28 protein-coding genes are annotated in these 24557 nt (G+C 57.4%); 13 read left to right on the top strand and 15 right to left on the bottom strand.

All coding sequences use genetic code 11. The features are described from left to right. Positions 1-83 precede the first annotated feature (83 nt). From ACZ42Y_RS07565 to deoC, 3 genes are read left to right on the top strand one after another with little or no spacing between them, the layout of a single operon-like run. Entirely contained in the window at positions 84-1688 is a 1605-nt protein-coding gene (locus ACZ42Y_RS07565) for a DNA topoisomerase VI subunit B (protein WP_464735399.1), read from the top strand. A 19-nt stretch (positions 1689-1707) separates the two neighbouring features. Continuing rightward, on the top strand, positions 1708-2877 hold the full coding sequence (locus ACZ42Y_RS07570) for a DNA topoisomerase IV subunit A (protein ID WP_464735400.1): 1170 nt from the start codon (positions 1708-1710) through the stop codon (positions 2875-2877). Positions 2878-2893: 16 nt separating this feature from the next. After that, a complete protein-coding gene (deoC, locus tag ACZ42Y_RS07575; protein WP_464735401.1) occupies positions 2894-3610 on the top strand; it encodes a deoxyribose-phosphate aldolase in 717 nt (238 codons plus the stop codon). A gap of 176 nt (positions 3611-3786) precedes the next feature. Here the strand turns inward: deoC and ACZ42Y_RS07580 are convergent, their stop codons facing one another. The 5 genes from ACZ42Y_RS07580 to ACZ42Y_RS07600 all read right to left on the bottom strand — a co-directional run bounded on the left by ACZ42Y_RS07580 (position 3787) and on the right by ACZ42Y_RS07600 (position 10078). Continuing rightward, positions 3787-4014: a hypothetical protein gene (locus ACZ42Y_RS07580; RefSeq protein WP_464735402.1), complete on the bottom strand. Its 228-nt coding sequence runs from the start codon at positions 4012-4014 to the stop codon at positions 3787-3789. A 10-nt stretch (positions 4015-4024) separates the two neighbouring features. Continuing rightward, positions 4025-4744: an ASCH domain-containing protein gene (locus tag ACZ42Y_RS07585; RefSeq protein WP_464735403.1), complete on the bottom strand. Its 720-nt coding sequence runs from the start codon at positions 4742-4744 to the stop codon at positions 4025-4027. Positions 4745-4928: 184 nt separating this feature from the next. After that, complete coding sequence (locus ACZ42Y_RS07590) at positions 4929-6074, bottom strand: hypothetical protein (protein WP_464735404.1); 1146 nt, start codon at positions 6072-6074, stop codon at positions 4929-4931. Positions 6075-6108: 34 nt separating this feature from the next. Next, positions 6109-7950: a glutamine--fructose-6-phosphate transaminase (isomerizing) gene (gene glmS, locus ACZ42Y_RS07595; RefSeq protein ID WP_464735405.1), complete on the bottom strand. Its 1842-nt coding sequence runs from the start codon at positions 7948-7950 to the stop codon at positions 6109-6111. 238 nt (positions 7951-8188) lie between these two features. Beyond that, entirely contained in the window at positions 8189-10078 is a 1890-nt protein-coding gene (locus ACZ42Y_RS07600) for a threonine--tRNA ligase (RefSeq protein WP_058370569.1), read from the bottom strand. Positions 10079-10246: 168 nt separating this feature from the next. Between ACZ42Y_RS07600 and radA the strand changes: the two genes are divergently transcribed. Then, positions 10247-11218 carry a DNA repair and recombination protein RadA gene (gene radA / locus ACZ42Y_RS07605; protein WP_058371364.1) on the top strand — a complete coding sequence of 324 codons (972 nt, stop codon included), beginning with the start codon at positions 10247-10249 and terminating at the stop codon, positions 11216-11218. Positions 11219-11297: 79 nt separating this feature from the next. On the opposite strand, the gene ACZ42Y_RS07610 is transcribed toward radA, so the two are convergent. Continuing rightward, positions 11298-11687, bottom strand: coding sequence for a hypothetical protein (locus tag ACZ42Y_RS07610; RefSeq protein WP_464735406.1), 390 nt, complete (start codon positions 11685-11687; stop codon positions 11298-11300). Positions 11688-11766: 79 nt separating this feature from the next. On the opposite strand from ACZ42Y_RS07610, the gene ACZ42Y_RS07615 reads away from it, so the two are divergent. Both ACZ42Y_RS07615 and ACZ42Y_RS07620 read left to right on the top strand, forming a co-directional pair. Beyond that, the gene (locus ACZ42Y_RS07615) at positions 11767-12495 is read left to right on the top strand and encodes a prepilin peptidase (RefSeq protein WP_058370567.1); all 729 of its coding nucleotides are present in this window, start codon (positions 11767-11769) and stop codon (positions 12493-12495) included. Between the two features lie 103 nt (positions 12496-12598). Continuing rightward, positions 12599-13129, top strand: a complete 531-nt coding sequence (locus tag ACZ42Y_RS07620; protein ID WP_058370566.1) for an HIT family protein — start codon at positions 12599-12601, stop codon at positions 13127-13129. Here ACZ42Y_RS07620 and ACZ42Y_RS07625 read toward each other — a convergent pair. Next, on the bottom strand, positions 13101-13481 hold the full coding sequence (locus ACZ42Y_RS07625) for a hypothetical protein (RefSeq protein ID WP_058370565.1): 381 nt from the start codon (positions 13479-13481) through the stop codon (positions 13101-13103). The genes ACZ42Y_RS07620 and ACZ42Y_RS07625 overlap by 29 nt on opposite strands. Then, positions 13438-13656: a helix-turn-helix domain-containing protein gene (locus ACZ42Y_RS07630; RefSeq protein WP_168371250.1), complete on the bottom strand. Its 219-nt coding sequence runs from the start codon at positions 13654-13656 to the stop codon at positions 13438-13440. The genes ACZ42Y_RS07625 and ACZ42Y_RS07630 overlap by 44 nt, the downstream gene beginning before the upstream one ends. A gap of 114 nt (positions 13657-13770) precedes the next feature. Here ACZ42Y_RS07630 and ACZ42Y_RS07635 point away from each other — a divergent pair, with 114 nt between their 5' ends. Beyond that, positions 13771-13980: a hypothetical protein gene (locus ACZ42Y_RS07635; RefSeq protein ID WP_058370564.1), complete on the top strand. Its 210-nt coding sequence runs from the start codon at positions 13771-13773 to the stop codon at positions 13978-13980. Here ACZ42Y_RS07635 and ACZ42Y_RS07640 read toward each other — a convergent pair. After that, positions 13977-14243 (bottom strand): hypothetical protein, encoded by a 267-nt coding sequence (locus tag ACZ42Y_RS07640; protein WP_236698110.1) that lies wholly within the window; start codon positions 14241-14243, stop codon positions 13977-13979. The two genes, ACZ42Y_RS07635 and ACZ42Y_RS07640, sit on opposite strands and share 4 nt — an antisense overlap. Positions 14244-14405: 162 nt before the next feature. On the opposite strand from ACZ42Y_RS07640, the gene ACZ42Y_RS07645 reads away from it, so the two are divergent. From ACZ42Y_RS07645 to ACZ42Y_RS07660, 4 genes are all read left to right on the top strand, one after another. Further along, entirely contained in the window at positions 14406-17273 is a 2868-nt protein-coding gene (locus ACZ42Y_RS07645) for a DEAD/DEAH box helicase (RefSeq protein ID WP_464735407.1), read from the top strand. A 259-nt stretch (positions 17274-17532) separates the two neighbouring features. Further along, positions 17533-18051, top strand: a complete 519-nt coding sequence (locus ACZ42Y_RS07650) for a hypothetical protein (RefSeq protein ID WP_464735408.1) — start codon at positions 17533-17535, stop codon at positions 18049-18051. Positions 18052-18173: 122 nt separating this feature from the next. After that, a complete protein-coding gene (locus ACZ42Y_RS07655; RefSeq protein ID WP_464735409.1) occupies positions 18174-18443 on the top strand; it encodes a DNA-binding protein in 270 nt (89 codons plus the stop codon). A gap of 113 nt (positions 18444-18556) precedes the next feature. Beyond that, complete coding sequence (locus ACZ42Y_RS07660; protein ID WP_464735410.1) at positions 18557-19891, top strand: MgtC/SapB family protein; 1335 nt, start codon at positions 18557-18559, stop codon at positions 19889-19891. A gap of 5 nt (positions 19892-19896) precedes the next feature. On the opposite strand, the gene ACZ42Y_RS07665 is transcribed toward ACZ42Y_RS07660, so the two are convergent. From ACZ42Y_RS07665 to ACZ42Y_RS07675, 3 genes are all read right to left on the bottom strand, one after another. Beyond that, positions 19897-20430, bottom strand: a complete 534-nt coding sequence (locus ACZ42Y_RS07665; RefSeq protein WP_464735411.1) for a hypothetical protein — start codon at positions 20428-20430, stop codon at positions 19897-19899. Between the two features lie 49 nt (positions 20431-20479). Further along, positions 20480-21052, bottom strand: a complete 573-nt coding sequence (locus tag ACZ42Y_RS07670) for a metallophosphoesterase family protein (RefSeq protein WP_058370557.1) — start codon at positions 21050-21052, stop codon at positions 20480-20482. An 86-nt stretch (positions 21053-21138) separates the two neighbouring features. After that, positions 21139-21693 carry an ATP:cob(I)alamin adenosyltransferase gene (locus ACZ42Y_RS07675; protein ID WP_058370556.1) on the bottom strand — a complete coding sequence of 185 codons (555 nt, stop codon included), beginning with the start codon at positions 21691-21693 and terminating at the stop codon, positions 21139-21141. 267 nt (positions 21694-21960) lie between these two features. Between ACZ42Y_RS07675 and ACZ42Y_RS07680 the strand changes: the two genes are divergently transcribed. Beyond that, positions 21961-22362, top strand: a complete 402-nt coding sequence (locus ACZ42Y_RS07680) for a 2-oxoacid:acceptor oxidoreductase family protein (protein WP_168371249.1) — start codon at positions 21961-21963, stop codon at positions 22360-22362. A 167-nt stretch (positions 22363-22529) separates the two neighbouring features. Here the strand turns inward: ACZ42Y_RS07680 and ACZ42Y_RS07685 are convergent, their stop codons facing one another. From ACZ42Y_RS07685 to ACZ42Y_RS07695, 3 genes are all read right to left on the bottom strand, one after another. Then, positions 22530-22820 (bottom strand): metallophosphoesterase family protein, encoded by a 291-nt coding sequence (locus ACZ42Y_RS07685; RefSeq protein WP_269082805.1) that lies wholly within the window; start codon positions 22818-22820, stop codon positions 22530-22532. After that, positions 22802-23347 (bottom strand): metallophosphoesterase family protein, encoded by a 546-nt coding sequence (locus ACZ42Y_RS07690; protein ID WP_269082804.1) that lies wholly within the window; start codon positions 23345-23347, stop codon positions 22802-22804. Before ACZ42Y_RS07690 ends, ACZ42Y_RS07685 begins: the two co-directional genes overlap by 19 nt. 72 nt (positions 23348-23419) lie before the next feature. Beyond that, a complete protein-coding gene (locus ACZ42Y_RS07695) occupies positions 23420-23701 on the bottom strand; it encodes a ubiquitin-like small modifier protein 1 (protein WP_058370554.1) in 282 nt (93 codons plus the stop codon). A 494-nt stretch (positions 23702-24195) separates the two neighbouring features. Here ACZ42Y_RS07695 and ACZ42Y_RS07700 point away from each other — a divergent pair, with 494 nt between their 5' ends. Beyond that, the gene (locus ACZ42Y_RS07700; RefSeq protein ID WP_168371248.1) at positions 24196-24372 is read left to right on the top strand and encodes a hypothetical protein; all 177 of its coding nucleotides are present in this window, start codon (positions 24196-24198) and stop codon (positions 24370-24372) included. The last annotated feature ends 185 nt before the right edge of the window (positions 24373-24557 follow it).

Consider the following 24557-nt stretch of genomic DNA (forward strand, 5'->3'; position numbering starts at 1 on the left):
GGTGGAAATGCTTTTAAGCCAGAAAACAGTTTCGGGCCAGCTATTTAAGGCCTCTCTGCTTCAAGTAGACGAGGGTTCAGGTTATGTCTAAGAGGCAGCAGGTAGTGCAGAGAGAGAGTTTCCGCAGCATGACGCCATCCCAGTTCTTCTATGAGTACAGGGAGGTCGCCGGATTCGGCAGCCCCTCCAGGGCCCTATACCAGACTGTGAGGGAGCTTGTCGAAAACGCCCTAGACGCTACTGACGTCCACGGCATACTGCCCGAGATCACACTTATCATCGAGCAAGTGCCCACCCACTCAACCTACTACCGTGTAACCGTGGAGGATAATGGGATAGGCATACAGCCCCAGCATGTACCCTACGCCTTCGGCCAGGTACTCTACAGCTCCAAGTATAGGCTACGGCAGGCCCGAGGACGCTTCGGACTTGGCGCAAAGATTGCAATACTCTACGGCCAGATAAAGACCGGAGAGCCGGTTGAGGTGTACACAGCGCCCATAGGCTCGTCTAGGATATACTTCTTCAGATTGAAGATAGACATAGAGAGGAATAAGCCCATAGTGCTTGCCCGGGGCGAGTACCCCAACCCCAGCGGCTGGCATGGGACACGGGTAAGCGTGGTAGTTGAGGGCGACTGGCCCAGGGCCCGGCAGAGGATACATGAGTACATTAGGAGAACTGCTATAGCAGCGCCATATGCTAACATAACATTCATAGACCCTGACGGCAACGTGACCGTGTATCGCCGTACTATCCAGAAGCTTCCAAGGCAGCCTCACGAAGTGAAGCCCCACCCGCACGGTGTTGATATAGAGCTGCTCAAGCAGCTAATAAGAAAGTCCAACGCTAGGACACTCCTGGAGCTCCTAGTGGAGTCCTTCCAGGGTGTCGGCAGGAAAACTGCCGAAGCCTTCCTAGAATGGGCGGGCTACGACAAAGACCTGGATCCCCATAAGCTAGATGATAAGAGGCTTGAGAGACTCTCGAGGAAGCTGCGTGAATACCCGCGCTTTAGGCCGCCAAGCGCCGACGCCCTCTCACCTCTAGGACCCGAGATAATTGAGGCGGGACTGAAGACCATATTGAAGCCGGAGTTCGTCGCAGCGGTCACCCGGAGGCCTAAGGCGTACGAAGGACACCCCTTCATAGTGGAAGTAGGCATAGCCTACGGAGGAGAGATACCGCCATCTAATGAGCCCATACTCCTTCGCTACGCCAACAAGATACCCCTGCTCTATGACGAGAAGTCCGATGTGGCATGGAAAGTAGTTGATCCTAGGAACTTCGACTGGCGCAACTATCTCGTGGTATTCCCGGCTCCAGTGGCGGTGCTAACCCACATAGCAAGCACCAAGGTGCCATATAAGGGCGTGGGTAAGGAGAGCGTTGCAGACGTGCCGGAGATAGAGCACGAGCTGCGCAACGCTCTCCGCGAGGCAGCCAGAAGGCTGCGGGAGTACCTGCTCCAGAAGAAGAGAGAGGAAGAGGCTAAGAAGCGCGTAGTAACCTTCATGAAGTATACGCCTGAGGTGGCGAAAAGCCTGGCCACAATACTCAAGGACTATAATGTCGGCGAGAAAGATGTTAGGGAAATGCTTCTATCGGCTATGAAGAGGAGGCTCAAGATAGAGGACGAGAAGTTCGCGAGACTAGTAAAGGGGCTAGAGGTTAACATAGAGGAGTAAGAGGAGGTGAGCAGGACCTATGACGGGGACCGGGAAATACATGGACAAGGCTGACATGGAGGCTAGGAAGAAAGCTCTCCAGGTGTTCCGGGAGCGCTTCCGCGAGATATTCGAGCAGATAAAGAGGAGTGAGAACCCGACACTAATGCTGCCTAAGAGGACGCTCTCCAACACCATATACGATGAGAGGAGGAAGCTACTGCTCCTGGGCCCGGAGAAACTGAGGAGAAGCTTCTTCGACCTCAACGAGTCAAAGAAGTTCATGCAAACGCTGCTCATGGCTAGGATAATATACGAGGCGCTGGAGAGGGACGAGTACCCGACAATCCGTGACCTTTACTACCGAGGCAAGCACACCATAGTCTACCGGGAGCCGGGTGGCCGCCGCCACGAGGAGAACACCTGGGATGAGCAGCGCGAGTCAGACGCAGTGATAAGAGACGTTGAGGTGTTCACCGGGCTGCTGCGCGAGGAAATGCTGATACTAAGCAAGGAGAAAGGCAAGGTAGTAGGCAACATGAGGATAAGGAGCGGCAACGATGTCATAGACCTCAGCAAAATGGGTCATGGAGCCTATGCCATAGAGCCCACTCCAGACCTTATAGAGTTCGTAGACGTTGACGCGGAGTACGTGCTGGTCGTCGAGAAGGACGCTGTATTTCAGCAGCTGCACCGGATAGGATTCTGGAGAAGGCATAAGGCTATACTCGTAACAAGCGCTGGCCAGCCTGACAGGGCTACGAGGAGGTTCGTACGTAGACTCAACGAGGAGCTGGGCCTACCAGTCTACATACTGACCGACGCCGATCCCTACGGATGGTATATCTACAGCGTCTTCAAGATAGGCTCGATAACACTGAGCTACGAGAGTGAGAGGCTGGCCACGCCCCAGGCCAGGTTCATAGGCGTAAGCATGACAGACATATTCGGCTACGGGAAGAAGAAGCCCTACCTGACAGAGCAGGAGCGCCGCAACTATATAATCAAGGCCAAGGAGGCGGACATAAAGAGGGCTTATGAGCTGCGCAACTACAAGTGGTTCCAGACTAAGAAGTGGCAGATAGAAATAAACATATTCCTGGAGAAGAAGGCGAAGCTAGAAATAGAGGCCATGACCAGTAAGGGGCTGCGCTTCCTGGCAGACAAGTACCTGCCAGAGAAGATAGAGACCGGCGACTGGATAGAGTAGCGTCGAGGGGCGGGTCATGGGAGAGGGCAGGGGAGCGTTCTGCAGCCTAGCCCCGGGCGAGCTGGCCGCACGGATAGACCACGCAGTCCTCAAGCCGTGGAGCGGGAGGAGCGAGCTGGAAAGGGCCGTAGACGAGCTCGAGGAGCTGGGCCTACGCTGCCTCATACTCAGCCCTACACTGCTCCGCGAAGCCCGCGGCATAACCAGCAGGTGCCTCGGCGCAGTGGTTGGCTTCCCCTTCGGCTACCACACAATAGAGGCCAAGATAAAGGAGATCGAAGACGCGATAGCTATGGGCGCAGATGAGATCGACTATGTTGTCAACACACAGCTCTACCTAATCGGCCGCAGAGAAGAGTACCTTAACGAGGTAAAAGCGGCTATAGAGATCTGCAGAAACGCTAAGGTAAAGTGCAAGGTCATAATAGAGGCGCCGGCACTTACGCCCAGCCAGGTAGAGGAAGTCGTAAGGCTGGTTGCCAGCCTAAGCCCCTCCTTCATAAAGACGAGCACCGGATACGGCCCCCGCCCCACCCTGCCGGAGGACGTCGCACTAATAGACCGGGTGTTGAGGAACATGGGGAAGAGGAGCAGCGTAGGAATCAAGGCTGCAGGAGGGATAAGGAGCGGCCTCCAGGCAGCAGCTATGATAACAGCCGGCGCGGATATTATAGGCACTAGCACGCCGCGCCAGGTGCTGGAAACCTACCGCGCAGCTTGTACAACGTCCTAGAGCGAGCCAATCAAGATCTAGGATGATGAAACGACGGTCTCGGGAGCCTTACGCGATGAAGAACATTCTCCTTGCTGACGCCTAGTGCATGGGGCGTCAGCTGAGACAGGTGTCCGCATCCCCCAGCAGCCCTCCGGGGGTCGGAACCCCTTCCTCATCACAGCCTTCTAGAGCCCTTAGACGGGCCCGGAGAGAGGCCTACCCTCCCTGCTGCGGGGCTCCGAGAGCCCCAGCTCTGCATCCCCGTCCTCGTCAACCCTCTCGAGTATCTCGTGGAATGTATTGCGTTTACAATACCTGCAATAGTGGTATAGTTTCCCGCTGGAGAGCTTGGTTAGGTCGAAGCTGACCTCAAGCTCCCACGTGTTGCCGCACGACGTGCATCTTAGCAGCCACTTAGTCAAGGCTTCGTGCTCACCTCCTGTTCCTATGCCTCCTGCCTCTATCCCTATCCTTCTCCTCGCTGGGTGGCAGCCCGCTCCTGACCCTTATAAGCCCCTGCTTCACAAGCCCCGATAGGACGCGGCGGAGCACCCTTCGAACACGCCATCGTTTCTCCAATCCTCCATAGAGCCTTACAGCGGTGGAGCGTATACTGTTGGTGATCGTCAAGTCTCTTAAGATCTTGCGCTCCTCCTCGGTGAGCATGTTGGAGAGGTAGCGCAGCCCTAGCCTCGCTATATCAGCCGGCTCGAGCCCCAGGTAAGGGTCCTGAGGCTCGAGGGAGGAAAGATCCTGGACGACCTCGAACTCTATAATGGTTACGTAGTCGTCTTCGCTAAAGTCGCCGTACATGCGTCGAAGAGCTTCTAATAGCTCCTCTCGGCTCCGAAACCCGTCCTTCACAGCATCCTCGTCGGTTAGCTCTGAGACCCTCTTGTAACGGACCCCCGTGACCCTCACCTTGGCTACGGGTCGACCGCCCCCATGTACAATAAGCTCGTTGTACTTGAGCTTCACCTTGCCGAGCCTTATGGTGGCCTTCTTCCTCCCAGACAGTATATCCTTAACGAACTCCCCCTTTACCATCAAGTGCCTTCCGAGGAACTTGCCCCGCTCCTCGTGCTCCTTCACTATGATCCCCCAGTAGTTGCTCCTGGAATAATGCCGTAGAGGAGACCTTTTTAGCCGCACATAGGCTACCCTACGCTCTCCTCCGGGGCTGTGAAGCTAGAGAGGCACTTGCCCAGATCCCCGGCCCCCTACAAGCCTCTTGGCGTCCTGAGAGGCTTCCGGGCCGGGCTGCTGACATGCCGGGTGAGGAGGGGCCAAAGCGCTGAGCCCCCAGGTTTAATACCGTCCTGGCAGCCGTAGCTCTCTACGCCTCGTCCCCAGGGTATACCGAGGCAGGCCTCAGCACGCTGTGCGGCCTGGTCCTGCTCCCCGCAGCTATCACGGCCCCTATCTTGAGTCCCTCGAGGGGGTGAGTCGAGGTGACAACGATCTCGCCTGCTACGCCGGTGTAAGGTATGTTCTGGGTCACCGTGTACGGGGCCACGCTAGCCTCCTTGCCAACGATGCTATCCGCTATGTAGCTGTGGGACCCAACGCGGGCGGAATTGTAGACGACGCTCCTCTTAACCTCGGCATAAGCCCCTATAACGGTGTTCTCGTAGACAGCCACGCTGTTCCTTAGGAAGGTATGGGCGCCTACACGAGAGCCGGGGCCAACGTAGACGGGGCCCTTTAAGACGGCATAGTGGTCTATGAAGGCCCCGTTATCTATGTAGACGGGGGGCTCCAGGATTGCGGTATCCTTCACGGTAGCCTGCTCGCTTATGTGGATCCCCTTAAGCCTGGCTAGGCTCAGTCTCACCGCGAGTAGATAGTCCCAGGGAGTGTCGAGGTCTACCCACTCGCCGAGCCACGCGTTCACGTGTATGCGCTGGGACTCGGACAGCTTGCGTATAGCATCATGGAGCGATACGTCTTGCTGGCATATCAGGCTGCGCAGCTCGTTGACGCCTATGCTCATCAGCCCGGCGAACACGTGTTGTCCACTGCCCACAGCATTGATATACATGTCTATGGGGTCCACATCTACGCGGAGGAAAGCGCCGCGCATCATAACGGGCTTTGTGACAGTTATAACAGGCTCATAGTACCTGGCAACAATATTCATGTGGGAGTCCATCATACCAGAGGGCGCATAGATATCGCCGTATAGTATTGTTACAAGCTTCTCCCCCGTATTCAGGATAGACGCTATGCCATCACATATGGCTCCCTCTATCCCTGGCGACCTCTGCTCCACGAACACACAGCCGCTTATCTCCGCGCACCTGCTCCCAACACGTGGATCATCGGATACAACTATGACGCTGTCGAAGTACTTCAACATAGAGCCTACATGCCTGTCAAGAAGCATGCCATCCGGGAACCTCAGCAGGCTACGTGAGCTCGCATCGCCAAGTACAAGCCGCAGCAGCTTAGGGGGGCCTCCTGCAAGCACAATACCTATCATGCTGTCTACACCCTCTGCAAGGACTTATCTCCTCCTATTCAACCGTAACAGTCTTTGCAAGGTTGCGCGGCTTGTCGGGGTCCCGGCCCAGCACCACGGCAAGCCTATATGCTAGCAGCTGGAGTGGCGGCACCAGGGCGTACGGCGCTAGTATCTCGTCAAAGCCGCCGACATCTATAGCGAAGTCCACTCCCTCCAACTCTAGGTAGCTCGACGTCCCAACTAGTATCGTGGAGGCGCCTCTACTCTTCATCTCCATGACGTTGCTCTGTATCTTCTCGAGAAGCTCGGCCTCGGGCGGCGTAGCTACGAAGACGACCGGGAAGTCCTTCTCAACCAGTGCTATTGGGCCATGCTTGCTCTCCCCCGCCGGGTACGCCTCTGCATGTAAATAGCTGACCTCCTTTATCTTGAGCGCCGCCTCATAGGATAAGGGTACGCCGAGGCCGCGTCCGAGAACGTAGATGTTAGTCTTATTCCTCAAGCTGGAGGCGAGCAGCTCGACCTGCCTTATACTGCGGTTGATCCCCGTAGAGGCCGCGCGTCCAGCATCCTTTAGCCTCTCTGTGGCTTCTCTATACTCGCTCTTCGTGAGCGACCCGCTGTATAATGCTGTGGCTAGTGCTATCATGGAGAGTGTGAGCACCTGCGTAAGGAAAGTCTTCGTAGCCGCTACGCCTATCTCTGGACCGGCTCTAGTATAGACAGCAATATCCGACTCCCTCGGTATTGTACTCCCAACCACATTGGATACAGCGACTACTCGTCCACCGCTAGCCCTGAAGCCTCTAAGAGCCTGGAGAGTGTCTATGGTTTCACCGCTCTGGCTTATCGCTATGAGCACCGAGCCCGTGTGATCAATATTCTTAAACACAGCGTACTCGCTGGATATGAATGGTATAACAGGCTTTCCAGCTATCCTCGACATGTAGTAGGCGAATACTAGGCCTGCATGGAAGCTAGTCCCAGCACCCGTGACGAACACGCTCCCGGCCTCGGCTATGAGCTTGGCGGCCTCCTCTACCTCGCGGCTTGAGACGAGGCCGGTATAGGTCTCAAAGAGCACCCGGGGCTGCTCCATTATTTCCTTAAGCATGTAGTGTGGGTAGCCTCCCTTCTCAGCGTCTTCGATGCTCCACGTGGCTGTTATTATCCGGTGGCGCCACTCGACGTGGCTGCCATTCTTTTCTATGTAGAGGTGGTAGGGCTCTATGTACCCGTACTCGCCGTCGTTGAGTGCTACAAACCTCCTCGTGTACTGGAGCATTGACGGTATATCGCTTGACACCATGTTGAAGCCTTCTCCGAGACCTATGATGAGGGGACTAACCCTTCTAGCAAAGTAGATGCGGTGCGGCTCCCTAGCATAGAGCACAGCTATAGCATAGGCGCCGTCTATCACCTTTACGAGCTTTCGGAAGGCATCCCACATGGATTCTGAGGTCTTCAAGTACTCCTCTAGCAGATGCGCTATGACCTCCGTATCGGTTTCGCTCCGGAGCCGATGCCCCTTCTCCTCAAGGAGGCGTCGTAGCTCGAGGAAGTTCCTTATGATACCATTATGCACGACAGCTATCTCGTCTCTACAGTCTACATGGGGGTGTGCGTTAGCCTGGCTAGGCTCGCCGTGTGTAGCCCACCGCGTATGAGCTATACCGCTTATCGAGCAGTAGCGGCTAATACCATAGGCCTTGACGACGTCGTCTATCCTGCCCCTGTCCTTGAAGACGAGGAGTTTCCCGGTGCTGCATTCCACCAGGGCAAAACCGGCGCTATCATAGCCCCTGTACTCGAGCCTCTTCAGCCCCTGTATAAGCATACTTGTTACGTTGTTGATGACTTCTGGATCGGCCACAACGCCCACTATGCCGCACATAGCTTACACGCTCTCCGATGACGCTACTTCCCAGAGGTTTCCTGAGGTCCGCGCCCTGCTACTCCAGGCCTAGCCATGGGAAGCCTATATAATGTTAGCATGAAGGGGATTTTGTGAGACTGGAGCGGTGGATGAAGACTGAACCCCTGTGGCGAGAAAGGCTGGATGAGCGCTCTTCAGCGTGCGGACACCGCCTCCTTCTCCCTACCCACTATCCGGCCCTATACCCTCTTGGCTGCTAGCCCTTGCCCGGCTCTAGCTCTAGGCTTCTCTCGAGGTATACTAGGCTCGGACGCTTGGATACATAACGTGGCAGTGTGGACTGTACTCTTGGATAGTCTTCAATATCTTTGAGAACCATGTCAAGCAGCTCCTCCGGCTTTAGAGCTACTCGGTCGTTGCTACGTCTTATGGTCACGTTTATAGTGCCCGTCTTCACCTCCCTGTCGCCTATGACGCCTATGTATGGTATCCACTCGCGCGCAGCGTCTCTTATCCTCTTGCCGAGGCTGATATCGCGGTCGTCTATGTCTACCCTAATCAGGTTATGTTCTAGCATGTCGGCTACCTTGCTGGCGAGCGCTATCTGGTCCTCGGACTTGGGGTCTACGGGTATTAGGCGTACTTGTATAGGGGCCAGCCAGGTGGGGATATATGGCCTCTTTCCTTGTTGCTCCATCTGAACTGCCGTGTCAAACACCATGTAGATGTATCTCTCTACAGAGCCTATCAAGGCGGTATGGATTATTACAGGATACCGCTCCTGGTTGTTCTCGTCTACATACTTTATGCCGAAGCGCTTAGCATTGCCTATGTCGAACTGGAACGTTGCTATCTCCCGTGGACGGCCCACGCTATCCACTATATGGTACTCGACGTTCACTACCCAGTAGTATATGCCGGCGGGGTATAGTGCTACTACGGCGGGCCTCCCGTCACGTCTTACCAGCTCTAGTAGGAGGTCGCGCTTCTGGCTCCAGAAGTCCTCGGTCACATTGTATACCGCGTAGTACTTCCTGCCTAGTTTGGCTGCCTCACGGTGTATCACTTCCTGCAGCTTCTCGCTGACCTTGACCGCCTCCTCGACGTCACGTGTCAATATATGTAGGTCGGGCATGTAGAATTTGCGGAGGCGGAAGCAGAGTGTAACCTCGCCGCTCTGCTCGAACCGGTAGCTATCAGCTACCTCGAACATGCCTAGGGGGAGATCCTTGTAGCTCAATACATAGTCTTTTAGCATAGCGAACTGCTGGTGGCATGCAGCGTAGCGCATGACTAGGTGCTTCTTATCGGCCCATAGCTCGTATAGCCTGTCTCCGAACAGTGCGGCATGCTCGTAGACAGGCCTCGCGGCCAGGTCGAACATGTTTGTGCCACGTATTCGAAGCACGGGGATACCCAGGCCTCTTGCCAGCTTCCACGCGTACTCCGACACAGCCTCTATCATGAGCGCCGCGTGGGGCTCGTACCTCATATGTCCGTAGTCGGACATGGGCTCCCATTCGAACCCGAACTTGGCGCAGAGCTTGTTTACAGGGTTCTCGACCTCGCCCAGCTCTTTGCCTAGGGCCTCCTTCTCTATCAGTATGCGTAGCTCCTCATCAGCCTTCTCCAAGTATTCTTCGGGCTCATATACATCGCCTTCCGGCGTGAGCACGTAATACTTCTTCTCTACATGGGGCTTCTTGGAAGCCTTTGGAGTGTATGTCCTAGATAGCTCTGAGAGTGGATGCCCATAGCAGTGTATCCTAAACTCCTTATACCAGCCGAAGGGCGCCCTGATCACCCTGAACTTCCCGCTTGCACGGCTCCTCACCATGTCCTCTAGGAGCCTCATCGCCTCAATAGCGGCCTTTGGCGGCGCCAGCTTCTGGGAGAGATGGGCGTACGGGTACAGCACTATGGTTGATGCCTTTACCTTCTCTGCCACATTAACTATATCCGCTGCGGCCTTCTCCACGGCCTCGTTTATGCCTTGTGTATCTATGTCCTCGACTGTGGTAAATGCGACCAATGCATTTTCGGCCGAGGCCTCTTGGGGCGCGCTTTCGGGGGGCTCTGCCTCAGCTATGGCTTTGCTCCTAGCCTTGTAGTAGAATTCTTTGGCGTGTATCAGTATTACACGCATAGCGGTGCACCACTCATAGGCCTCTATGGCCAGCCGTAGTCTAGCGGCAAGGCGGCATAAAAAGGTGGTATATACGCCTGCCCCACATAGTTCATGAATTAGTTTCGGTCAACTAAGGAGTCCTATATAAGGGTGCTACTGAACCGCCCTCTCCACGGGATAGAAGGTATGAGCAGGGGAGAAGTGAAGTCGATAACAGACCTTCCGGGTGTGGGCCCCGCGACAGCGAACAAGCTGATAGAGGCAGGCTATGCTACCCTCGAGGCAATCGCTGTGGCCACGCCCCAGGAGCTGAGCGCAGCAGCCGGCATACCAATAACCACGGCCCAGCGGATAATAAAGGCGGCCCGCGAGGCCCTAGACATAAGGTTCAAGTCAGCGCTTGAGGTAAAGAAGGAGCGCCTCCAGACACGTAAGATAACCACCGGCAGCCGTAACCTCGACGACCTGCTCGGCGGCGGCATAGAGACTCGAACGCTAACCGAATTCTTCGGTGAATTCGGGAGCGGTAAGACACAGATATGCCACCAGCTCGCTGTGAACGTCCAGCTACCGGTAGACAAAGGTGGGCTAAGCACGCCGGACCAGGTAGCCAAGGCAGTGTATATAGATACGGAGGGTACCTTCCGCTGGGAGCGTATAGAAGCTATGTCCAAGAGGTGGGGCCTGGACCCGGATGAGGTGATGAGCAACATCCTCTACATTCGTGCCATAAACAGCGACCACCAGATGGCCATAGTGGACGAGCTATTCAACGTGGTGCCAAAGGATAACATCAAGCTAGTAATAGTCGACTCTGTAACGAGCCACTTTAGGGCGGAGTACCCGGGCCGCGAGAACCTGGCGGCGCGTCAGCAGAAGCTGAACCGCCACCTCCACCAGCTCTCAAGGCTGGCCGAGATATACAACGTGGCAGTCATTATAACAAACCAGGTTATGGCCAAGCCCGATGTGTTCTACGGAGACCCGACCCAGGCTGTAGGTGGCCACGTACTATACCACGCGCCTGGCATACGAGTACAGCTCCGGAAGAGCCGCGGGAACAAGAGAATAGCAAGGATAGTCGACGCCCCGCACCTGCCGGAGGGTGAGGCGGTATTCATGATAACCGACTACGGGATAGCAGATCCGGAGGACTAATGCGGGCAAAATAGCTGGCAGCGGCTCCAGCAAGCATTTACAAGCATTTAGATGCAGTATCAGGGTAGGAATACCTTACTTAGCTTGGGGCAATGCGACGACACCTACCACACCTTTCAACAATGCTCCTGGCTAGGACAAACCGGGAGCCACGCCACTCAAGCTCAACCCTGCAATTGTCTATAACAAGTACTGGTGCTTGGACCCACAGCCTCAGCCCACTCAGCTTGTCCTCAACTATCCTCTTTCTGCATTCAAGCCCTATATGGGAGCCTATGCATACGTAGTAGCTCCTGCTCAACCCTTTCCTGTCAAGCAGTATTAGCACCTGGTGTTCACGGCCCCCCGCTTTAACGCGGCTAATCCGCCTCCGAAGCACCTGGCTAAATGCCTGGAGATCACGCGTATCATAGGGTATTTCGAGTACGCCTCCCTTCTCCACAGCCTCAATGCGGTTATGATCGATCAACCGCTCTAGTAGCCTAACTATATCTATCCCCACTCCTGGAGCCCCCGCTGCCGAGGACTTTTAGGGGGCTTATCAAGCCTTGTACACGGAGCTTGCAGCACTGCTGGTCCTAGCAGTTCTATCGCTCCATGATATTAGGGCTAGAGAGCTGCCCCCGAGAATGGTCCACGCCTCCCTGGCCCTGGTGGCGGTGCTCCGCGTAGCTGAGTACATGCTCCACCCGCCAGCCCCTCCAGCGCCGCTATGGCTCTACGCCGCCGTAGACGCCATCATGCTAGCCGCTACCGCTGCTGTGGCCGCCCTAGGGCTCCTCGGATGGGGTGACGTGGCGGCCCTGCTAATAGTAGCGGTAGCATCCCCCCTCCCCTCCGCCAGCTCGAGAATAATGCCTCCGCTCCTACCGACCCTCCTATACTACGTGGCCATGGGTGCTGGGGCTGCGCTGACCAACTTTGCATTAAACCTCATCCAGAGCCGAGAGGAGCTGAGAAAGCTCCCGCCCCGCTACCGCATAGCCTACGCCCTTCTAGCCCGCCCGGTAGAGGCGAGAAAGCTCATGGAGCGGCCGGGCTGGTGGTACCCATTGAACCTATGTGGCCGCTACAGCCTCCGCTTCAATATATACATGAACCCCGAGGACGTGGCTGAGGAGCTGAAGAAAGCCCTAGGGAAGGGCTGCATAAAATATAGGGACCGGCTCTGGGCCTCCTACGCGTTCCCCGGAGTACCCCTGATCACCACCGCCTACGCTCTAGCCCTGGTGCTCGGCGACAAGCCCTTGCTAGCCATAGCATGCACTAGCCTCTAGCACTTGCCCTTCCCGGGAAAGGGTTACAAAACAGCCCCAGCCAGGATAAACATCACCGGCTATCTAGGCACTGTTGGGTGGGTAAGCAGCTATGACTAGTCACATGGGGATACTCTATGCTCCCTGGCGCTACATCTACATAAAATCCACCGTCGAGAAGGGCTCTACTGAATGCGTATTCTGCACCGCACCCAGGAGGAGCGATGACGAATCCCTCATACTCTACCGGGGCAGCCACAGCTACATAATAATGAACCTCTACCCCTACAACACGGGCCACGTAATGGTGGTGCCATACCGGCATGTAGCCGATATAACCGAGCTTGCGAGAGAAGAGCTGGCGGAGATGACGAGCCTTGTACAGCTCTCGGTAAAGCTGCTAAGAAGAGTGTTAAAGCCCCATGGATTCAACATAGGCGTGAACCTGGGCCGCGTAGCAGGGGCAGGCATAGATAAGCACGTACATATCCACATAGTGCCCCGCTGGAACGGTGACACAAACTTCATGCCGGTCATCGCGGGGGTTAAGGTGATATCCCAGGACGTCCGGGAGACCTACAAGGCGTTAAAACAGGCTCTCAAAGAAATGCTCCAGGAGGAGAGGGCTAGCGAAGATAAGCCCGCAGACCATTAATAAACGCTTTTATGTCGGATATATGGCTTAGTACGTCGTCCCTTACGCTGCTTAAGCCACGGAGAGTATGGAACTCCTCAGCCCTCACCCTATAGGCCTTGACATAGCGTGCCAGCAGTCTAGCCTTCTCCGCGTAGGAATAGGCAGGCTCAACACCCATACGCCATATCTCCTCAAGCTGTGAGGCCAGCTTCTCAAGGGAAGCCTCGAGGGCGCCATTGAACAGGTTTTGCTCGAAGTAGAGCAGCTGCTCCGATATCTTATTGAGAGTGCCTAGAATGGTTTCAAGCCTCCTGTCCAGCTCGGGGCTAGCCTTTCCCGGCAGCCCTAAATACCATCTTCCTTCTCTCAAGGTCAGCCTCCCGTACTACTGTCCTACTTCTAATAAGCCGCGCTAATGTCTCACGCACCTCGTCCTGCCCTGCCTTGACCCCGCGCCGCACCAGCGCTCGGTAAAGCTCGTCGAAAGTCATGGGTTTCTCGCTCTCGGATAGAACCTCGACAATAGCCTTCTCGAGATCATTCATAAGCCTCGTCACCCCGGGTCTTCGTAGCCATGCATGGTGTAGATGCGCCAGGCGGGCCTCAGGTTATTAGGCCTCCCTTGCAACCTACAGACGCCGGGCCCAGATGCTATGAGTGTGAAGCCGATTGAGCTTGAGCTTGTTGAAGAGTACGAGCTGCTGGGCGAGAAACGCTACCGCTTTAGGGTGAAGGGTACATCGATATACCTCAATGTGGGCGCTGAGAGCCTTGACGACGCTAAGCAAAAAGCAATCAACATGATAAAGGAGATGAAGCTAGACACTATACTCTCAAAAGTAATGGAGCAGTTGGGCAAGCCCCATTAGATCTTCTTTACAGCCTGTCTGGCTTTCCTAAGCTCCTCAAACTCCTTTACCACGTCTACAGCCGCCCTCTTGAACTCTTTCTCGTCAAGCCTCTCGACGAACAGCCTAAAGAACTTGGCTAGGCATGACTTGCTGTGGAACGCCAGCAGTATGCCGGCTCTCCTAATCATTATTCCCTGGCCTTCGGGGAATACGCGCCCACACACTATGCATGTATAGCGCCTAGCCTTCATAGCGTTGCAGCCATTAAGGTGTTCCGGCACAATTATATTAAACCCTATTGCGCTGTCCGGCCCCCTGCTAGGGTTTAGCCCCAGGGGTAAGGTCCTCGGTAGATGCCCCCGCTGGGGATGCCGCTACAGGTAGTGTCCCGTGAACCCTCCCGGGATGCCAGAAGCAGCGTGGGGTGGAAGAGGTAGAGAGTCATGCCAGCCAAGCCGGTGGGAGTAGGGGCTCCAGGCTCCCTGGAGATGCTCCAGGAGAAGGTTCGTGAACTCATCCGTAAGAAGGGTTGGGAGAGGCTGACAGAGATCCAAGAGAAGGCAATTAAGCCCATACTAGAGGGGCATAACGTAGTAATAGTGGCTCCCACAGGCTACGGGAAGACGGAGGCAGCACTGCTGCCAGTGCTCTCCAAGATGCTGGAGGAGAGAGCCGAGCCGGTAGCGGCTCTCTACATAACTCCTCTGCGCGCCCTCATAAACGATATCTATGAGAGGATTAACTGGTGGGCATCCCAGCTAGGCTTCGTAGTGGCCAGGAAACATGGTGATGTGCCGCACTCGGAGAGGGCTAGGAGGCTCCGCAAGGTTCCACATATTCTAGTGACTACACCCGAGAGCCTCGAGATAGACCTCGACTGGGCGTCAAAGTTCCGGAGCTACTACAGGAACCTCCGCTGGGTTATAATAGATGAGGTTCACGAGATCGTCTCAACGAAGAGGGGAGTACAGCTCGCTATCCTGCTTGAGAGGTTCCGCAGGCTCGCCGGCGACTTCCAGCTCATAATGATATCGGCTACGATAGGCGAGCCCAGCATCACTGGGAGGGCCTTCATAGGGAGCTCTAGGAGGCCTCTCTCCATCGTGAGCATTGACCGTAGGAAGGAGCTAGAAATACTGGTAGACTACGTCGATGCCCCCAGTACTACGTTCTGGCGCCGCGCTGCGGAGAAGCTACTGAGCCGCATGGAGCCGCTCACGCTTGTATTCGTCAACTCTAAGCATGTAGCGGAGCGTCTCCACAGTGAGATAGAAAAGATGGGCATTGAAGGCGTTGTAGTGCACCATGCATCCGTGTTTGGCGAGGAGAGGCGCCGCATAGAGAGAATGGCCAAGGAAGGAAAGCTCAAGATGATAATAGCTACCAAGACTCTAGAGCTAGGCATAGACATAGGATCAGTTAAGCGTGTGATCCTATTCCGCCCCGCCGGCCGCGTCTCCTCCCTCATACAGAGGCTGGGCAGGAGCGGCCATACTATCGGCGGGAAGATGAAGGGTATAATAATAGCCAGCGATGAACTCGAACTGCTGGAGGCAATAGCTGAGGCCCGCCTAACTCTTGAGGGCAAGGTAGAGGTTCCAGAGATCCCAGCTAAGCCTCTCGACATGGCTGCGAGAGCTGTGCTGGGAATGGCCCTCTCCGGCATGTACACCGTGGACGAGGCCTACGAGGTACTCAGCAACGTCTACTACTTCCGCGGCTTGAGCCGCGAGGAGTTTGACGAGCTGGTTAAGTATCTTATAGAGAACAAGATGATAAAGATCGGGGAGGATTGTAGGATAAGCGCTGGCTCCCAATTCTACCGTATATGGAGGTTCGATACAGGGGATAGCAGGTTTAGCTGGTGGGTGCACAACTTTTCCGAGTTCTTCACAACTATGGGGGAGAAGACAACCTATATTGTTAAGACCACGGATGGCAAGACTGTAGGCGAGCTGGACTCTGACTATGTTATAAGGATGCTGCGCATAGGCCACGTGATTAGACTCGCGGGGAGAAACTGGCAGGTGATAAACATAGACGAGCACTCAAGCAAGGTTATTGTGACAGAGACGCAGGGAGAAACTACTGCAGTACCCTTCTGGAAGGGCCAGGGCCCTCAAGCCTCAAGGCTTGTCCTCTCCGAGATCGAGAAGGTTATCCAGGAGGTGCATGGTGGCTCTCTCCGGCTACCCAAGGGGCTTATGCTGTCCGACGACGCTAGAAGGGCTCTCGAGAGACTCATGAGCGAGATCAAGAAGTATTATTACCCGGCGCCAAGCCGGGACACTATAATAGTTGAGAGGCTGCCCGAGGAGATAGTTTACGTGACCCTTGCCCCGGAGAAGGTGCTTCGTACGCTGGCCTACCTAGTTATGATGGAGGCTTACCGCAATAGCTCAGAGGTGTATGCTAAGGTATCTCACTACGGGTTTGGGCTCCCGGTAAATGCTCTCGACTTTGACCCGCTGGAGTTCCTTTCCGGAATGGACCGGGAGGAGTTCATGCAGAGGGTCTGGGAGGCTGCTAGCAGATCACCTTTCTTCGTAGAGGTTGCCCACAACATACAGCTGGTCTTTGGTGTCACGAGGAGGCTGCGTAAGAGCGACAAGCTGGTCTACGAGGAGGCTGTGAGGCAGACGCTGCAGGAGTACTTTGACCCAGAGTCTGCCTGGGCACTGCTCGAGGGGCTTCGCAAGGGCCGCGTGAAGGTGAAGGTGAACCAGAGCAGGAGCAGCATATACGCTAGGCTCGTCGCTAGGGAGACGCCGGAGCGCCCCTGGATAGGCAACGTTGAGGAACTTATAGCCGAGACCCTCCGCGGCATGGCATTCACGGCGGAGGAGCTTGCAGAGGCGCTGAGCCTGCCGGAGAGCCTCATAGAGGTCAAGCTCCGTGACATGCGCAAGCCTACATCGGAGTACAGGGTGTTCAGCTTCATAGACGTCGATACGGGCGAGCAGAGATGGGCGCTCGTAGAGGACGCAGAGACAGTGGCGCGCTCGGAAGAGTTCTCCTCCTCCTTCAACCCGCCGATGAAGGATAGCCTCTACATGCTGCTGATAAAGAATGACACGGGAAGTCTGATACACGCCATAGTGAGACTGAACGATGTTATAGAGAAGCCGGAGCAAGTCGTGAAGCAGATACCCTTCAACGAGGTGTATGAGCTCAAAGTGGTGCCTCTCACAGGCTACTACGAGGGACAGCCACCCAAGTACCAGCATGTACCCAGGAGCATAGTACCCTACCTGGTGCTCAACGCGGCTACGCTGATACAAAAGATGCAGATGAATAACCCTATATTCTAGAACCGCGCCCGAGGGGCCACGAGTCCCCCGGGGCAGCCTCTGGCCTTGCTGCGATGAAGAGCGCCACGAGTTGCTGAGGCACATGGTGATGAGGGTCCGTGTTGCAGAGCAGCCATGTGCACACTTCCCCGGGTTCTTTCCCACTAGAGCCTCTCGATGATGACGAGCGTTCAGCCTACCCCAAGGCCCCAGGGATGAAGATGTTATCCCCGGCTGAGAGGCCTGGGAGCCGTCTTGGAGCTGGAAGAGGGCATAAGGGATGCCACGCTACTACATGTTCATAACCCTGGTTATCCACGTCAAGCTGGGCGCGTCGATGCCTAGCCTATTGGCTAACGTGGCTAGTAACAGTGAGGTAGAGCTAGTTGACCACGATGAAGAGTCTAGAAGAGTGGTACTACGGGCCCCTGCGAGAGAGACAGCTTACCTGCAGCTCCTGGTAATCAATTACGCCGACGCTGCTAGCTTCGAGGTTAAAGCCTCCCTCAAAGGCAGGCTTGACTGCTCTGAGCTGCGTAAGGTGGCTGACGCCTTTAGGGATCTCGGCTCCAGGCTGTTGTTCTACATGAGATGCAGCGGCGGAGGCGCAGTGCTTGGCGAGGTGAGGAAGAGGGGGATTCTGCTGAAGTACTGTAGGAGTGCTGCAAACGTAGACCCTGCGGCGGTGCCTCCAACGCTCTGTAGCTTTGACCCCCGGGGGGAGCCTATCGCTGTTGTTGTGGAGAAGGCCGGGACATGCTTCAACGAGGTCCTCGGCCGGGTAACGGGCCAAGCCTAGTGCCATCCTCGGCCTGCTTTAAGGGGATGCCTGGCGGGGTTCGGACGCCGAGCGAGTGGTTTAAAGAGTTTACAGCACGGGTCAGCCCCGTGGTAGGTGGTAGCGGGAGAGGTGAGGACCTCATGGCGGCCGAGGAAAACATCGTCATTATAGGTAAGAAGCCCGTCATCGACTATGTTCTTGCAACGATAGTGCTCTTCAACGAGGGTTATGACGAGGTAATCATAAGGGGTCAAGGCTCTAACGTCAGCAAGGCCGTGGATGTCTACAACGCTCTAGTACATAGGCTGCAAGATAGTGTAGAGCTAGTGGGGGTGAGCATAGATAGTGTCGAGCGCGGCAGAAGGCTGATCCCAGTAATAGAGATAAGGGTGCGTAGGAAGATAGCCTAGCTGCCCTTAACATTCTCAAACCGTCATTCTAGGCTGTTCACATCCTCTGGGATGCTGGAGCCTCTCCCGCTGGGGCACGGCCTCTCTAGGGGGCACACTCCTAGGTGGCATTGATGAGTCTGAGTGCGGCCGGCAGCGTTGAGGCTAGCATGCTTGGCCGCATCATAGTGGCCTTCCTCTCCGGGATGCTGATCGGTATTGAGCGGGAGAAGGCCCGTGCAGCTATCGCGCGGAAAAAACGACGCAGCGTGGGTATAGAGGAGATTGTAGCCAAGGAGTTTCCCGGTATACGTACCTTCAGTCTCATAGCGGTCTACGCCGCGGTAGTCGGGGTAATGTGGAGCAGCGGCCTAATAAGCGACTTCCAGATGGTGATGCTGCTCCTAATCTTCGCGGTTGTTGTGGCGGTATTCTCCGCTTACCGGCTTCTAGTATCGAGGATGGCAGGCATAACAACTATTGTAGTCATAATGGTCGACTTCGTTGTAGGGCTTCTAGCAGGCCTTGGAGAGGTCCTGCTAGCCGCGAGTGTGGCGGTGTTAACCACCTTCGTGCTGGCGATAAAGCTGCCTGCGGAGAAAATGGTGGGCAGGATAAGGTATGAGGAGCTACTATGGGCTCTCGAGCTCGGAGTAGTCCTTGTTGTGGTAGGCCCCATACTCTTTAGCTTCAACTACGAGTTCTATGGCATTAGCCTACGTAGCCTATACCTCTTCTTCGCCCTGGTACTTGCAACCTCGTATCTAGGCTACATAATGGCGCGTCTCAAAGGCAACGAGGGGCTAGCCTATGCCGCCCTATTTGGGGGCGTGGCCAACAGCGAGGCTACCCTGATGGCGTTGCTCGGCCTGGTGCCTCGGGAGCTTAGGAGAAGCCTAGCCTTCCATATAACGGTACTAGCCAACTCCGCCATGATTATCCGTAACGCTGTCATAGCTGTGGCTGCAGCTTATCTCACCGGAACCGGGCACTCAGCATCATCAGACTTTACACCGCTCCTCTTAGCCACCGCGGCTTCCATCGTGCCAGTCTTCTTCTCCTGGCGTAGCTCCCTAAGGCCTGGAGCCTCTATGCAGGCGGTTAGGATAGAGAACCCGCTGCGCTTCAGCGCGGCGGCTAAGAGCACGCTCTTCTACCTCTTCATAACCTTCCTGGCCTACATAGTGAGGCATAGCGGTGTGGCGAGCCTCCTTCTAGTGATGGTGGTGGGCGGCTTCGTGTCCAGCAGCGCTACTATATTAGCTCTCTTCTCTCTCGGGGGCCTAGCATCCTTCCAGCTCGCCAGGCTCGCAGTGGTAGCGACCATGGCTAGTGTTATGAACAAGGTGCTCTACGCCTATCTTGTGGACAAGGAGCGTGAGACCCTGAGGCGGGTCACCTTGGCCTGCCTCCTGCAGACGGGCCTGATGGTGGTAGGGCTCCTCCCGGGCGTTGGCCCGGGCTCCTGAAGCGGCTAGTAGAACCCGAACTTCTGGAACACCGCCATATACCCTAGGTCCACGAGCACGGTGAGGGTCCTAACACCCCCTGCATGGAGCCCTGCAACCACGTACGGCGGGGCATCGCTCACATCAACTACCTTGGCGGATATCCCCCTTGCTATCTTGGCGACCCTCCTCGCTATATCGCGGGCGGTAGGCCTGGTAGACGCTATGAGTTGCAACCGGTAGACCTCTACCAGGCCATTCTCCTCCATTGCCGAGAGCAGCGTGTTCAGAGGCCCCCAGCCCGGGACGGGCTCGCTTGGCGCTATCACGCGCAGCCTCCTACCCGAGCCCCTAGCATAAGCCATCGCGGCGACGGCGACCTCCAGGGCGGTGCGCGCGACAACAGTGTCCGGCACCACTTCGCCGCCAACCCTCTTAGCCGCCTCCTGCAGGCCCCCCTCCAGGTCCTCGAGTAGGGCTCTCGCCAGCCGCTCTCGCGCCTCCTCGCTGCCCTCAGCGAGCGCGCGCCGGAAGAGCTCGCCAACACCTAGCTCCGCCATGGCCTGGGCCCTGGATAGACACTGCCCTGGGAGCTGCCCCTACAAAGGCCTAGCAGCTCCCGGTGCCGGGGCACTCGACGAGAGCGTCCACCTCCTCCCCCAGCTCTATGAGGGCGCTGCAGCCCCTGCGGCCGAGGCAGACGTAGAGTATGCCCCCGATGCTGGCGGCGCCGGGGCTGCTGCAGCCTCCTATCACAACTACCTCCGGTCTCCACTTCTCCACTGCTTCTAGCAGCTCGAATAGGCCACGGCTCACGCCCAGCCCTGAGGCGTCGAAGAGCCCGTGGGGCGGGTACTCCGTGGCTAGGATGAGCCTGGCGGGCTTGGCCTCCCTTATCTCCCGGTCTAGAGACTGGAGGTTAGCCAGGGGCTCCCTGCCGCCCACACCAGCTATGTAGACTCCCTGGCCCTGGTAGGCTAGATGCCCCTCGACGCTCACGCTGTGGGCTGAGAGGAGCCTAGCCAGGTAGTGGTCGTCGCCCCGGCCCGGCAGGCTGTAGACCGGGTAGCCTAGCTTCCCCAGCCTCGCTGCCTCCCGGGAGGCTGGAGGCGCCCCCACCAGTATGGCGGCGTCCAGCCCGCCTCTCTCCGGGACCCGGCGCCTGTAGGCCCCAATCCTCAAGCTCCGCAGCCCCTTAGATGGCGAAGGGCCTCAGCGCTACAATGGCGTCCTCATCCCCTGACCCGGGTCCGGCCGCCCATCGCTCTTCACCGGCCGGCCCTGCACTCTACCCGTCTCGCCTCCCCGCCGAGCGCTCGGTTTATCGCGTGCTGCACCGCGTAGGCTAGGTCGCCCAGCCTGTTAAGGAGTCTTGCAACCAGCCTCGCCTCCTCCGTCTCCCCTCTCTCCTCCAGGCACCGCCATAGAGCCCGCTCAGCCCTCCTTATCATGGTACGTGCCAGTGAGGCTGCAGCGGCGGCGGGGTGGCCCCCGTTGAGGGTGAAGACGGGCTCCAGGCCGCTGCTCAGCTTGTCTATCAGCGCCTCGACCTCCTCCACGTCCCTACCCTCCAGGCAGTCCCTGCCAGCGAGGGTGAAGCCGGCGCGGAAGAGCAGCTCCTGCATCCACCGTAGCGTGTCGGCTAGCCCCTCCACCCCCCGGGCCCCCGTGTAGCGGAGGAGGCTCTCGGCAAGCCCCAGGGTGGCCTCGGCCTCGTCGAGAGCGCCCACGAACTCTACACATGGATGGCTCTTCCTAACCCTCCTGCCCAGCAGCGAGCAGAACGTGTAGCCCCTATCGCCGGTCCTGGTGTAGAGCTTCACAGCATCCCGCCTCGTCTAAGGGGGGTCGGCAGCCCGCTGAGAGTTATGGTATTGCAGCACATAACTTCATATGGTTAAAAGGCCGAGGGCGGCTAGAGCCATGTATGGGATCCACTCCCTCCTTTTATATAGCGGGGTGGCTTCAAACAAGATTCGATCCAGATCTCCGAACATTTCAACTACACAAACCAATATAACAGTCGTTATGTAGCACTCCAGCTTGACGACTCGCCGGAGCCAGAGCTACAGTTACCTAGTGTATTGTACATGCCCCTGCGGGATGTAAAAGTGCTGGCCGGCGGCCCCCAGGGCTCTGGCATCGAGACGGTAGGCCAAGTGCTCAGCGCCGCCCTCGCATACAACGGTTACGGGATACTCGTAAACCGCGAGTACTATTCCAACATAAAGGGGAGGCACAGCTATATCACCCTCCGTGCTTCCGCCCAGGAGCTCCCCAAGAGCTTGACATACCCGGTCGAGCTCGTGGGCGCTATGGATGCTGAAACAGTGTTCATGCACTACAACGATCTTGGTGAGAAGGGGTTCCTCGTATACAATGTTAGAGATGAGGATGTGCGTCTAGACAAGATTGTGAGCATGGAGGATTGCACCCGCCACCGTATCGGGGCAGAAAACTTTATAGGTTTCATTGTGTATTGTTGTGTGTAGGTGTGTAATTTGAGGGCCCTCCAGGGTGATGGGGGCTCTGCTCTAAGCCCTGGAGGGTTTTCCCGTGGATGGGAGGCTCGTGCCGTTAGCCTCGACCGCCACCAGTGAAGCCATCTGGATTTCTCAATCCAGATGGCTGAGGTGGAACTCCCTAAAGTGATACACTCTCACACAAAATGAAGCGGTAGGGAGAAACGGCTTACTGGGGGCAGCTGCAGGCTACACGTTCGACGGTTTAGGCGGCACCCTGGCCTCTGGGAGGAGCGTCCTGAGGGCCCCATGTAGGGCTCCGGCACCCCCAGGGACTCCAGCGCCTTTAGCACCCTGCCGGCATCGTAGCGGACCCGGCCGAGCCTTACTTCGCCAGTCTCGGTGTCTAGTAGCGCGTAGCCCGCCGCGGCTATCCCGTCCCTAGGCTGGCCCACGCTCCCCGGGTTGACTATCCTAGCCGCGTCCACGGTGATGCTGAACTGTACATGTGTGTGGCCGACCAGGTAGAGGCCCTTGGGGCAGCTGCCCGGAGGCCTGGCCGCCAGCCTGGCGCTGCGCCGGAGCATGGCGCATATCTTCTCGCGGCCAAGCCAGGGATAGAGGTAGCCGTAGAGGGGGCTGCTGGGGCCCCGTGGACCGCCCTGGCCTCGAGCCCGTCCAGGTCGAGGCGTAGCTGCTCGGGGAGCTGGGCGAGCCAGGCCTTGTCGTTCCTGGATAGCAGCCTCATGGTTATGTTCTCGCGGAACCATGTGCTGAGCCAGTGCGTGTCCTCGCCGCAGCGGCAGTCGACGCCGTAGGCTACCGCGTGGTCGTGGTTGCCCCTCACAGCTCTTGCCCCGAGGGAGCGGATGTAGTCAATGGTCTCGCCGGGCCAGGGGCCGTAGTCGACAAGGTTCCCTAGGACTACTACCTCGTCCCAGCCCTTGACACCCTCCACGACGCTTCTCAAGGCCTCGAGGTTGGCGTGGATATCACTGACCACTAGGACGCGCATATCTGGGCCCTGGGCACCTGGAGGCGGGCTTGCCGTAAAACTCTGCCGGGCCTCCCAATCCCCGTGGGCCTGCTAGCCGCCTGCCACCGGGGGGAAGAAGGCTACTATGTCCCCGTCGCGGAGCCTCGTCTTCTCCTTGTCGAGCCACTCTATGTTCCTACCGTTCACTAGCACCCTGGCCTCCTCGGATATCCTGTCGCCTTCCACCAGCTGGCCCCGTAGCTTTGGGAACTTCTCTTCGAGCATCCTGGCCAGCTCTAGTATAGTGTAGTCCTCGGGGATCTCCAGCTCCACCTCGCGGGCGCCAGCAGCCTCCTGGTATAAGGCGAAGAACCTCACAAGCACGCGTGGCATGGCCGTCTAGCCCCTCGCACTCTCTCCCCGGGCCCCGGGGGCCTGGTATACTCCGCGCCGGCGGCGACACAGCACAATATAGCGCGGTGCTGCGGCGTGTAACGGCCCCGGGGGTGCTGGACTGGCGGGCGCCGAGGCGCTGCTAGAGGGCTTCTGGAGCAGGCTGGCCAGGGCCCGGGGCGTCTTCATATCATACCATTGGGACGCTGGCGGGGTGGCCTCGGCCGCCCCTCCTCCCCAGGGCCCTTGGGGGCAGGGTGGAGGGCCTCTACCCTCTAAGGATAGGCTACTACAGCCAGGATCCCCTGGGGGATAGAGGGGAGCAGCGCCGACACCATAGCTGTCCTGGACCACGGCATCCCCGGCCCTGGCTACGAGGAGGCCGCGGAGAGGGCCGCGCCCAGGACGCTAGCCGTGCTCGACCACCACAACGCGCCGCCCCCAGGCGGCGGGGCAGGCTCAGGCTGGTGTATGCCAACCCCGTCGCCCTCGGCATGGGCGGGGAGGCGGGCTGGCCCGCGACGAGCCTCCTAGCCTACACGCTGCCAGGGGTCAGGGAGGCATGTGGTGGGAGCCGCTGCGGCTGGATAGCAGCCCTCGGGGTCCTGGGGGCCTGGGCCCCATGCTGCACCGGGTGCCGGGGGCCCTGGAGACGGTGTCCAGGCTACTAGGCGGCCAGGGCCTCGAGGAGGCCTGGGAGGCTGTGGAGGCCCTCGACTCCTGCTACAGGATCCTGGACGAGGAATGCACAGTCCATGCCGTAATAGTGCTGGCTGCTGCCGAGGAGCCCAGAGATCTGCTGAGCGGCGAGAGGCGCGCACGCGCCGCCCGGGAGGCCGGGAGGGCGCTGCGGGAG

This window comes from Pyrodictium brockii (genome assembly GCF_055379715.1).